Origin of the sequence: Bacteroides sp. 41_26, from assembly GCF_949740115.1 — a bacterium.
GTDB classification, from domain to species: domain Bacteria; phylum Bacteroidota; class Bacteroidia; order Bacteroidales; family Bacteroidaceae; genus Bacteroides; species Bacteroides nordii.
The window spans coordinates 1-12403 of record NZ_CATJGZ010000083.1; the positions used below are offsets into that span (position 1 = coordinate 1).

7 protein-coding genes and 1 pseudogene are annotated in these 12403 nt (G+C 39.3%); 2 read left to right on the plus strand and 6 right to left on the minus strand.

The annotated features are described in order from the left end of the window. Together QX565_RS11830 and QX565_RS11835 are read left to right on the plus strand one after the other, a co-directional pair. Positions 1–183 (plus strand): annotated as a pseudogene (locus tag QX565_RS11830) (hypothetical protein); the annotation flags it as partial. Between the two features lie 173 nt (positions 184–356). After that, positions 357–686 carry a nucleotidyltransferase domain-containing protein gene (locus QX565_RS11835; protein ID WP_122201236.1) on the plus strand — a complete coding sequence of 110 codons (330 nt, stop codon included), beginning with the start codon at positions 357–359 and terminating at the stop codon, positions 684–686. Here the strand turns inward: QX565_RS11835 and QX565_RS11840 are convergent. The 6 genes from QX565_RS11840 to QX565_RS11865 form a co-directional block, all read right to left on the minus strand. Next, positions 640–1050: a hypothetical protein gene (locus QX565_RS11840; RefSeq protein ID WP_289292852.1), complete on the minus strand. Its 411-nt coding sequence runs from the start codon at positions 1048–1050 to the stop codon at positions 640–642. The genes QX565_RS11835 and QX565_RS11840 overlap by 47 nt on opposite strands. After that, a complete protein-coding gene (locus QX565_RS11845) occupies positions 1047–1541 on the minus strand; it encodes an N-acetylmuramoyl-L-alanine amidase (protein WP_221648353.1) in 495 nt (164 codons plus the stop codon). The genes QX565_RS11840 and QX565_RS11845 overlap by 4 nt, the downstream gene beginning before the upstream one ends. A 63-nt stretch (positions 1542–1604) precedes the next feature. Continuing rightward, positions 1605–1976, minus strand: a complete 372-nt coding sequence (locus tag QX565_RS11850) for a hypothetical protein (protein WP_221648352.1) — start codon at positions 1974–1976, stop codon at positions 1605–1607. A 48-nt stretch (positions 1977–2024) separates the two neighbouring features. Continuing rightward, positions 2025–4292 (minus strand): hypothetical protein, encoded by a 2268-nt coding sequence (locus QX565_RS11855; protein WP_289292853.1) that lies wholly within the window; start codon positions 4290–4292, stop codon positions 2025–2027. Between the two features lie 10 nt (positions 4293–4302). Next, the gene (locus tag QX565_RS11860; protein WP_289292854.1) at positions 4303–10209 is read right to left on the minus strand and encodes a leucine-rich repeat domain-containing protein; all 5907 of its coding nucleotides are present in this window, start codon (positions 10207–10209) and stop codon (positions 4303–4305) included. After that, positions 10193–12403, minus strand: a complete 2211-nt coding sequence (locus tag QX565_RS11865; RefSeq protein ID WP_289292855.1) for a hypothetical protein — start codon at positions 12401–12403, stop codon at positions 10193–10195. The genes QX565_RS11860 and QX565_RS11865 overlap by 17 nt, the downstream gene beginning before the upstream one ends.

A 12403-nucleotide genomic window follows, 5' to 3' on the forward strand; every position in this document is an offset into this window, starting at 1 on the left:
GCACTCGAAAAATACGATCACTCATGGAATGAGTATCGCCAACTGAAAGAAAATAACGGGGATTGTGCCACACTCTATTATGATCAGCACGTTAAATTCAATGTGGGTGGTGATCGTACTAAAATCGGATTTGTAGATGGTATGGGAGCAACCGTTAACAAGTACCGCGCAATGGTAGAATAACAGAGATTCAAATTAACATTATTAACAGAGTCTCTTAACTACCATTGTTAAGCTTACAAAAGTACGTACTTTATGCCTATAAAAGTACGTACTTTTGGTATATAAAGAATACTAATTAACACAGAGTTAAATACGTATCTTTATAATACTCCTGATTAATAAATAAAGTATCTATGAAATACGGATTAGAAGAACAAACCCTACAAACCATCTTTCTTATATTCGGCAAATACCCGGAAGTAGAGGAAGTAATACTCTATGGTTCAAGAGCTAAAGGGAATTTCAAGCCTTTCTCTGACATAGACATCACTTTAAAAGGGAAGATCTCACCAGAGACCTTACTTTCCATCAATTGTGCATTCTCCGAATCCTCACTGCCATATCTGTTTGATATTTCAATATTTAATGATTTAAATAATCAGAATTTGATTGATCATATCAACCGTTGGGGAAAAGTTATTTATACCGCCGCCTCAACCGATATATCAGCCAACCAGCCATAATCAAAGCAAGTCCGATTACAATACCAAAGGCCCATCCTCCAAGCTCCATTTTAATAGACTCCCAACGAGATAACTGCTTCTCAATGGGATAAGGTACACAAATACTATCCGTCCGATTGATATAAGTCGTATCATATACAAGTTTATTTCTATATTCAACATGCCAACGGTCACGAAAAACAGTATCCCCTTTCATAAACATAAAAATACTATCATGTACGTGGATAGAATCACGTAACCAGCGATCGCGATATTCTGTATTTATCTTAACCGTTTCTATCGGAACATATTTAATGCTGCTGCAAGATACCAACCATGCCCCGATGGATAGGAGCATGGTCAGTATATAAATAAACCGTTTCATGGTTTCACAATTGTGTTACGCAAAAAGTTATTAAACTCGCTTCGCACATCGAAGCACGGGCAGCTTTTGATATATTCTCCCGGTTCAACTTCACCACTGTCATCAAGATCAGGAGAAGTATCGCGATGTCCAAGCAACTCAATGATATCATATTCTTTACATAACTTTGCAACCAGATCACGAAGAGAGTTCTTCTGCGCTTCTGTCCGGGTATCTGCCGGACGTCCATTCACATCGAGCCCACCAATGTAGCAGATACCAATACTGTGTTTATTGTATGACACCCCGGAAAATCCTTTTGTATTGCAATGAGCTCCATCAAAAGAGAGTGGGCGTCCGTTCTCTACAGTACCATCAAGATCAATTACAAAGTTATAACCGATCCGGATGAACCCTCTTTGTCTGTGCATATAGTCAATATCTTTTGCACGTAAATCCAGTCCGGTACGTGTGGCCGAACAGTGAATAATAATTGAATCAATTTTATTCATACATTTTTCTTTTATTTATTATAGAAAAGCATAACAGAATTATCAATAAGTATTTTATAGGACTCAATAATCAGAAGGTGGTACACGGTCGGTACATCCACGAACATTACACTTCTTCATTTCAGCCTCTTTAAGACACATCTCTAATTCATGCTTTTCACTAGTCACCTTAAGAGCCTTCTCTTCTGATTTTCTAAGCTCTATATACAAATAGTCCACTTTCTCATCTCTTTTTATTTTTTCAGACATAACGCGTGCTATTTCATCTTTCAACGTATTGATAACGATAAGAAGATTCTGCATTTCCACCCCATCTGCTGAAGCATTCTCTTTTCGGGCATTCGTCCTATGGTTAACAAAGAAATTAACAATCCACTTTATGGCCTCCAAACCTCCTAATGCACCAATTATGGTTAGCCAATCATTCAAGTTCATCCTTACCTGTTTATTATTCCTCTATCTATTAAAAAGAACTGTTCACTATTATGTATTCTCTCCTATTACAGTAAAGAAAAACGCGGACCTCACATGTTTATTGGCAGTGTCGGCGTCATTAAAGAATACACCAAAATTATTCCCATTTAAATAGCTGACAATCGGTGTCACATTATTCTCGGAACTATTCGGCCGATATGGAGTTATCTGTACTGTATAGTTAGCATGCCCCAAATCGTGTATTATCTCATAATCATTTCCGGAAATATTCACACCGAAAGCATAAGCGGCACTAAGTCTGCCACGTCCTTTGCGCCCATATTGGTATTCGACCTCTCCATTATACCCGATTCGTCCGACAAGAATAATGCCGGGAACATCCATCAGATTTCCGGGAGAAACTCTTACTGTTCCGTTGGGAATACTAACAGCTATATTTTTATCACGCGGATCACCTAAGCCCCCTTGTATAGATGAAGGAACTGCGTTGAGAATTACAAGTGTCTTTGCCATATTGCCCGTACTTTTATCTTCCAACCACAATGCCCCCCTCGATCCGGAAGTTCCAGGTAGAACTCCCGTCCCGAGTGCAACATAATAGTTATCATCAGAATATCTTAAGAAACCATTATACACAGACATCTTACCGATTTGAGATCCGTCTTCTATAGTTACATTTTTGAATGTACCTTCGTCAGCGTCAACTTTTCCTTTAAACTTATACTTTTTATTAATCGGATCCAACTCAAAAACAGGCTCATTATCTACAAGAGCAAAAATACCTGTACGTGTAGTTCCATCTGAAGCTGTGATACAATCTTTACCTTGTGCAATACCTGTCAATAAACGAGTTCCACTCTCATCAGTCTCAACTTTGCCGGAAAACATTTTTGGAGTAACAATATAATCACCGCCCAATTCGGTAGCATAGCCATTCCATTTTTCTATCCATGGAAGTAAATTGGCATCAGCGCCAGGATTACCTTGTTCTCCCTGCTGACCATCTAAAACTTTATGTATGGTTGCCAGAGCAATAACTGTATTTACATCATCATACGCTGCTACTGTATAAGACTGTATAGATGAATCTCCGTAATCAATAGAAATTGTATGAAGCGGACCTCCCCCCATCGGAGGAATTACTTCCCAAATTTGACTACCTGCTGAAATTGTAAATCTTCTTACACCACATAATTCTTTCTTCCCAGAAGTTATTTTATAAAGGGAAGCTTTTAATGACTTTCCTTTAGGTACTCCATCTGCTATTGCCGAAATAGATTGAACCGTATTTCCATCCTCATTGAACTCGATTAAGTAAAAAACAGCATCTTCACCCTTATCCCCTTTCAGATTCTCTTTCGCTTCCTCCGAAAGGTTATCCCAGGTCAAAACTACATCCTGCATTGTACATACATACTTCCCCTTCGACTCATCCCATTTCCAAGAAATTGTACCTCCGGCAATGCACCCGGATTTGTCAGCGTTAAATTGTGCAGAGCCATCACCGAACATGGCTGAACCGTCCGGTTTGATCTGATAAACAACGTGGTTATCTACAGTTCCTTTTATCATACCATTCTCACAATAGAATCCTTTCATGTCGCCTTCACCCGGTATGCTTCCTCCCATTCTCATATTAAGGCAGCCCTCAAAGCTTTTCGAGTTTATATTAAAGAGGATATCAATAGCAGGTTGCCCTCCTTCGTCTGCATGTAAATAAATAGCAGATTGCCTGTCTTTGTTTATTCGATTACCAAACTGAATAATTTCATCGCCCGGCTCCGGGATATTCATTTCCCCACTACCAGCAACATACTCAATTCCATCTTTATACTCAAGCGACCCCATAAATTCTGTAGCAGGAATAATAAGAGTAGTGTTATCATTAATAATATCAGTTATTTCTACCCAATAGAATTTCGCCATATTACTAAAATGCTGACAACGGATAATATCATGGGCAACAAATGACATTTCATCCTCAATTGTGATATACCAATTACCATCTTCCTTCAATTCCGCTGTTTTAATCTTACCATTACCCTGTGAGATATTTAATGCACCTTTTATACAACGTATTTTACTAATCAGCATTTCAAACACAATCATTGTCCTTCGAACTACCAGTTCATCCGTTTCTATTCGCCATATGCCGGACACACGTTCCCAGATTTTCCAACCATGCCCGGCAAAGCCGGACACAAAATCTTCTATATACTCCGGGATTAGCTTTCCCGCCTTATTCAATATTTGTTTTCCCGTAGCTTTTGCCGACGAGAGGAAACCGGATACTCCGGTTGATGATAATATAGCCATAATTAATCTTTTATATTTTTTCTGATAATGGATAAATTTTATTTGCATATTGACTCCAGTTGGAAGCTGTTTTATAAACATCCACAGAAGTATCGGGAACATAAAACTTACATGTTGGTTCTATCATCTGAAACGATTTTACAACCATAGGAGGAACAACAGCTCTGATTATTACTTCATTCAAAGGGGAATGCTGAAATTCATAGTTTATTAATTTAATCGAATTTCCGAGGTCTACATTTGTCAGAGAGGTGCACTGCCAGAAGCAATTACTTAGAGTCTCGCATCTGTTCCCTATCCTGACAAAAGATAAACGCTGACAAGTGGAAAAGATACTTGCCCCCAATGTTACGACATTATCTAAAATAACTGTTTCTAATCCTGATTTATAAAATGCTGATCTCTGAACTTCTTCAATATTTTCCAGATTAATGCTATTTAATGCTTCGCATCCATAAAACATACATCCAGATACTATTTTTAATTGCAAAGGAAGTTTTACAGACCGTAATGACAGGCAACCACTAAACACATCCCATGCACCAGTTGTATATCCTATAAATAACTCAAATTCATCAAAAGATTTTATTTCCGTTCGGTCCCTAAAGATCCCATCAAATGAAGAAACAATCTTTATCTGTTCTATTTTCGTACCTATACCGTCTCCATAGTGAGTGGCAATAAGGTTTTGTACAAAACTATCCTTAAACCTAGTATAGTATTCACCCGTTATATTCAATACCAACTTCTTAAACGTATTTTTCAAAGCCTCAATAGAATCTTCATAGCAATTTGCATTGATATTCAACGTACCGTCCAACACCGGATAGTCGTCCTCTCCGGAAAGTCCTTCACTACTCAAACCAGAATAGGAGCCATCCGCCAGTTGTGCCAGTTTATCCAACATCTCCGAACTCTCATAGTTCTCATCAAATCCAACGGCACGTATGCGCTTCAAAGCATGTGCTCCTCCCTGATCATCTTGTGTATTCATTATATCTACAAGCAGCCTCATCGGATCAATGCGTGGACAATCGACCACAAAGAAGTCAGTGATAATCCCTTTACACAAGTCAATTCCCACACCTTCATTGGTCATCAAAGGATAGTTTGCCAGCGTCAGATATTGATTGTATGCACTAAACTCCACCGTACGCAAACCACCACCAGCAGGAAGAATAACTTGTACAAGCGATGTTCCATCCGCATGTACCTCCTGCAAATGTGTACAAGCTGCCAGATTCAACGTACCGGCCAATGTAGATATATTCGACAATAGCAGCCGTTGTAAGGATACGCAATTAGAAATAGTCAACGACGAAATAGAGATGACAATAGGTTCTGTCTTACTACCCAATCGGATATCACGTAACATCTGTCCCTGAATTATCATCGATCCCTGTACATTCTTATTATGCCAGTCACCTATATCCTGCAGATAAGAGGCCCCCTGAATAGCATTCTGCTGATCACCGGACCCGGACAGTTCTATCTCCATTTCACAAACATCACCGGACTTCGTACGTGTCCCCCGGATAATTGACGTACCATTGGCTATTGCCGGATACATATCCATAGCCGGAGTCAACTCATACTTTATGGTATTTCCGGCAGCACGAACAGTGATTGTATCTGTCCCTCCGGCACTGAAAGTCCCAAAACTATATTTAGACATCATATACAAGATGCGCTTGGTTATCCACCTCTGTTCTGCCAGATAATGATCGCCAAGACTCTGTGTGATAGGATCGGTATCATTGGAGTATTTTCCCGCATTATAAGCAAGCTTACCATTCTCATAACAATACTTTGCATCCGCATTATAAGCGTTCTCCGGGAAATATTCCTGTGCATTGTCAAAAAAATACTTCTGATAAAATGCGTAAATCTTCTCCAGGTCATTACCGCTCTTCAAGCCACCAAGTGTTTGCATGGCTGTCATCATTTTGCGCATACTTGTTACCTTCTCATCCGGAAAAGCCAGTTCCATCAGATTAAAGAAGTTGTTTGTCTCACCGTTCCAGATGGAAGCTCCCGTTTTGTCCACATCATGTGTTTCTACACTATATTCTTTGTCCGGCAATCCCCGGTTGGTAGTATCAAAGCGGGTATCAGCATCATCTACACGCCATCTCCACTTCGATGTTTCCGTTCCAAAACAGTAAGGATACGTATTCTTTGCACGCTCATCCGTACCTGCATTAAATTCTACATTATTCATAAAGAACAACGTATCCTCCACATCCCAATACAGCGAAACTTCTTTCCTAAACTTAGCAATACGGGCATTGGCAAAAAGCATATTCAGTTCATCGCCCGTTTTGTTTTCCAGATCGGCAGTTCCCAATCCATACCCTTTATCCACAAGCTGAGAGACAAGATTTATCGTGCCATTACCTATATCGGAAGGAATAAATTTATTTTGTGAGGACTCAAAATAGTACACATTATATAGGTTTACATCCCCTTCTTTGGCTATCCAAAATTCACAAGGCTCATTGCGGTACGTTATCACTTGGGCATTCAGCTCATCCAATGTGCCATTAAAGGGTTTCAGACGTGGAGAACACTGATAAACCATATTATAAGCAGGAATGAATTTAGAGATTTTATCCAGTTCCCCCTCACCGAAGTTCCATGAATTTGCACCATTATACTGCCATGCCTCTTTGTCTTCGTTGTAAAACACGTTGTTATTCCACGGGACGCGAAACAAAGTACACAATGGAGAGTTATCCGATCCTTCAATGCTCAAAAGATCCGGGAACAGATCCGTATCAAATCCAAACGTATATTTATCCCCTTTATCCGGTCCGAAAGTATACAACCCTCTGAATATATAAATCGTTTCGCCCTCATCATTTACCTGTTTTTCAAAGCATACAAATGGAATCTGATAAACGGCCACACGTGCATTTGCATATTTCTCTGTCTTCATCGCCTCATTCAACAAGCCCACTTCCCGATACAGGTCCTCATAGGAATTCACCGAACCGATCTTATGTGAATGCATAGAAGAAGCAAAATTCTTCTTTGCCGTGAACTTCTGCCCTGCAGGAAGAAAAGGCGTCATCTGCCACTTCTTTGCAGAGGTAGTCCCATCGGCATGTGTCACCACAGAATTCACTTTATCAAGCTGATAACGGGTATTCCATATCCAGTACTTCATAGAAGAAGTTCCCTGTCCTTTGGCTGTCACATTACTGATTGACACATTCCAGTCGGGATGATCGTAGAAAAACACCTCCAGTGTACCTACCCGCGAGGTCTGGTCGGCCATAGAAGGAATCGTGTTGTCATATACTATCACATTAAACTGATCTTTCGTATTTTCAAAGTCGATCTCCGAACCATTTGAGTCAAAAATATCATTATTTGCTTTGGCAGCCGTTTTATCATTTATATCGGGCAACCAGTTGATATAGTTGGTCATCACCCCCTGTGAGGTTAATCCGGAGTCGTAAACACGTATTCCATAAATATCCACATCCGCATATTCAGATCCAATAACAATACCGCCACTATGCGCAAAGTAATCATTACTTTCATAGGTAAACTCACGATTCTTCACCCCGTTTACATAGAGAATACACAGATTGAATCCGGAGTTCCCGTATGCATCCGGAAGAATAGTCAGTGCCAGACGTGTACGTTTTCCTTCAAATGTATGCAAGCTCTGTATATCCTCATTTTTGAGTGACTGAGAATGCATAATAATCTCATCGGCATATATATTAAGCCCCACAAAGGAATCTCCCGAAGCAGATGAAATCGTAATAACAGGCTCCGTATAATCCGTCACATTATCAATCCTGTAATCCACTTCAATGGTTTTACCCTTGCGTGCGCACTCTACCTCAAAAGGTTTGTAGTCCATTGTCAGCATAGATCCTGCAAGTAGCCGGAGGGTTTTATTTCCATCCATATCCGTCATCCAACCATCATTACCCCAGTTCAGATTTTTCCAGACTCCGGTTATACCGGAACCATCTACCTCATTGATGATCGACTTATAGTTTTCCTGCCTGTTGGAACGTGTCTTCGGATTCATATAAAACACCGAACCTGCCACAGCAGAATATCCCAAAGAATTGTTCACAGAGAAAGAGATCGGACTTACCAGCTCCGTTTCCCCATCCAGAATATGAGTCACAATTTCAAAATCTGTGTTATCCATCGTTTCAATTTCCATCGGAAAAGAGAAAGTATGTTTAGTCGAATAGGCAATATTATCCTCGGTTGAGGTAAATACAGACATATTATCCTGCTTCACTACAAACTGTGCAGAAGTAGTCACATTATCACCATCGTACATGGCATACTCAAACAGAGTATTCTCGGACCAGTTGATAGCTTTGACCAATGCATTATTCACTGCCACCAACTTGACTTGTTCGCCCGGAACAGCACAAATTACATTGAAAGACAGCGTCTTCGTCTTTATACTCCCATCAGAATTTGACACATAAGCAGATATCCGGAACACTCCGGTCTTTCCGGGATGAGGAATGGCATAATTGTAAGCAGTTTCCACATATACACTTGTACCTAAAGCCACCTCATAAGATTCATTATAATCTGTACCGGATATATTTACATACAGAGTTTTAGATACATTGCCACCAATATAAAGAGGAAGTGTCACGTTGCCGGTGTAAGCTGTCCACCATTTAAAGTTACCGGCATCAACAGACAATGAAGTGAGCTGAACCGTGTACACAAATGCCGGTGTAGTAACCTCCGTCACTGTTCCCGTCACTTTAATCATCACATTATTAACTCCGGAAGTCAAAAACTCAGCTACATCAATAGTAGTTGGAACTGCAGAATTAACAGATAGCTGTTTGACCACTGCATATTCATCACTATTACTGCTCTTCACTGATATCAGACACACTCCACGTTCTCCCGTATCTTCATAAGCTTCACCGGAGTCATAGCGCTCCTGAGAAACAAAGGTGAACTTCAAAAGGCAAGGTTCCCCTTTACTTGCCGAGATATTCTTGCTATCAAGGTTATTCGTAATACGTACATTACGTTGTATCCCGGTAGAGCCTCCTCCGCCTAACTCTTTCTTTTCCCAGGCAGTTCCTGTCCACTTATATAGTGCATCCTCATTAAATACATAACATACGCATCCTTTGAGCAGATAAGAGGTATTAAGTGCATCTCTTTCGGAAGTTGTATTAACGGGAATCCAGCCGCTACGTATCAATCTCTCTACAGCCCACTCTTTCGTACCGGCTTTACGAACCAGAATATCATCCGTATCCGAAAATGCATCGGCAGTATCGTCTACATTGCGTAACCCGCCAAGCGTGGTGGCTCCGTCACTTGCCGGAACTTCTATCAATGCAACAGAAAGGGGCTGTGAATCATCATCACTCTCTTCGATGATATTGGCTGACATACCCATGTTACTCTCTTCTATTAATCCATCAGATAGTACAGAATGAAATTGCGATGCTGTCTTTGATGAACGTACAATAATTCCTCCGTTAAGTTCCAATAAATAATCAGTACCATCTGCCTGATCTTTACGTAAAAATCGTTCATTAACCGGACTATCTATATCCAAATCATATGCTATATCCGCATAGGCTGCTTTATTAGCATGAGCGGCTTCATCAGAATAAGCAGCAGCATCAGAATAGCCAGCTTTTACTTTCTCATCAATATTCACTACCTCCCCACTATCATCATCAAGAACAGAAGTCTTCAAATGCAAATAATTATCATCATCAATAGATATCTTATCCAATGTTAACAAATTTTCATGAGTATGTCCATCTCCTGATACCGAAGAAGTGTTCATATTAACGTTAACACTTCCACCACTAATTCCGACTTTTTGTAACCTTTTACTCCGTGCTTTTGCTTCTCTGGTTACTGTTAGAACATTATATTGTTTTTTCATAATCTATCCCCTCAAAATAATCTGGTTCTACCTGTACTAATTTCACTTCACTTTCTTCAGTTATTACATGCTGCACATCACTAACTATCATATAATTACCCGGCTCACTAAGATCTGTATACAATCCAAAATCATTAAGTAATCGAACCGTACCGGTCAACATATTCATTCGATGACTGTATTGGCTGTATACAGTTCCCATGAGTAACTTTTCTATATAATCTGTAACTCCTGCACGGCTAAATTTTACTACAGGATTATAATCTTCTTTCCGTAACAGTATCCCCAATCCACACACCTTCAAATCTCCACTATTTCCTAAAAAGGTGTCTATATCCAAGTCCTCTTTTGCAGAAGTATTTACCCATGAGGAATATTCTATATCCTTAGTTTCAATTTCTTTGCCATAACCATCAACTATATCCAAAGTAGGTGTTTTATAAAGCAACCAACGAACTTTTTCTGCAAAGCCATCAAATACCGGATGCTGTGCTATATCACTATTAGAGTAGCCCGATGAACCTTGATTAAATATTCCTGTACCTATTTCTACTTCTATCGTGCCTTGTACATTTTTCGGTATAGAGATATATTCACCTGCCCCCATTATATCGTATAAATGACATAAAGAAAAATGTGGATATTGTACACATTGATGGTTTTCCATCCATCCTCCCGGATATTCAGCCTTAGTCAATTTATCTTCACGCGGAGGAGTATAATAAGAGAGTACAGCATACGGTCTATTAGGTTTATTAGTTTCCGGATAATCTCCATCTACCCAACGTTGGTTACCACCATAAGAAACGCCAATTTCCTTATCATAAGAAACATTTGCATAATGTTTCATTACAATTCCCTCTGCATTTCTTATACGCATTCTAAAAGGAATATGTACACATCTGATTTTACTTCGCATATTTTCATAATCCCCTTGCTCATTATAATCTCCGGATGTTTCAAATGGATTATAACGGACATCAAGTAATACTCCCATCTTAAGTCGCAACAAACGTTGCCTTTTCTTACCGTAAGATACTGATGAAAGAACATTAGGAACATCTATTTTTTTATCTATTTTTATCAACGTTTCATAATTAGTGAATAGTGAATTATTCACTATCGTATTATACAGACCATATTGATTAGCTCTAATTTTTACAATCCAGGCCACTCCTTCACCTTCATAATTGGAGAAAACCGGATCTATTTTGAAAAGCATCGCATATTTATGTATAAAAAGCCCCTTTGGTGCCGGTACAGATTGAAAAAGATCCATATAGAAACCTTCCGAAGCATTCATAAGGTCATCACTACCCACAGAATAATCCGTACGCACAAGCAGATCAGTAGCAAAAGGAGATAAACCCTCTGTTATGACTTCTTGCTTCATAAGTTCTGTCTTATCATACGGACTAAAAGATACCTTCGCACTTTTATATACAGCATCTACTCCAAGCACAGCATCCTTTCCTTCCCAATGTATTAATTCCGGTTCAAAGGTATCTTGTATAGCATTCAAATCATATATAAACACATCTCCGGATCGCTGTATCATCCTCATTGCAAATGGCCTCAATGTTTCATCCAATACGGTTCTCCATGTCATTGGCTCTCCATCTTCATCATAAAAATTACCACAGTTAATACAAGTATGAGAAAGAAGAGTTTCTGATGAAGTATCTCCTGCTCGAGAAGTAGAAATATATTGTTGTATACCCCGGATATTTATAAAAGAATTATGTAATGCTTTCTGAAAAAGCTCTAAAAGAGTCAGAAATCCGTCCTCTTGAAATTTCAATCGGTCTAATACAGCAAAATCACTAAATGTTAATGTAACCTCATACTCCTTTTCATAGGAAAAAGGTTCTTCATAAAGTTCCGTATCCAGTGTTCCACTCCAATAAAGTGTATTGTCACGATATACATCCATGCGGATACTACCCGTATCAACAGTATACAGGTCTTTATACTGTCTATCTACCCGGCTTACAACAGTTAAAGTAGCCTTACTACTTTGAACCGGCTCTAATTTGTCTGTTTCTCCCCACTCTATTACCAATGGATCATCTGCCGGAAAATCCAAACGCCCGATAGTTGCATATTTTTCCTCGGCATCCTGCCATATCTCAGCTCGCCATAAAACACCAGCTATACTGAAGAATTCACCTTTATATCTAAGATATTTTTCCAT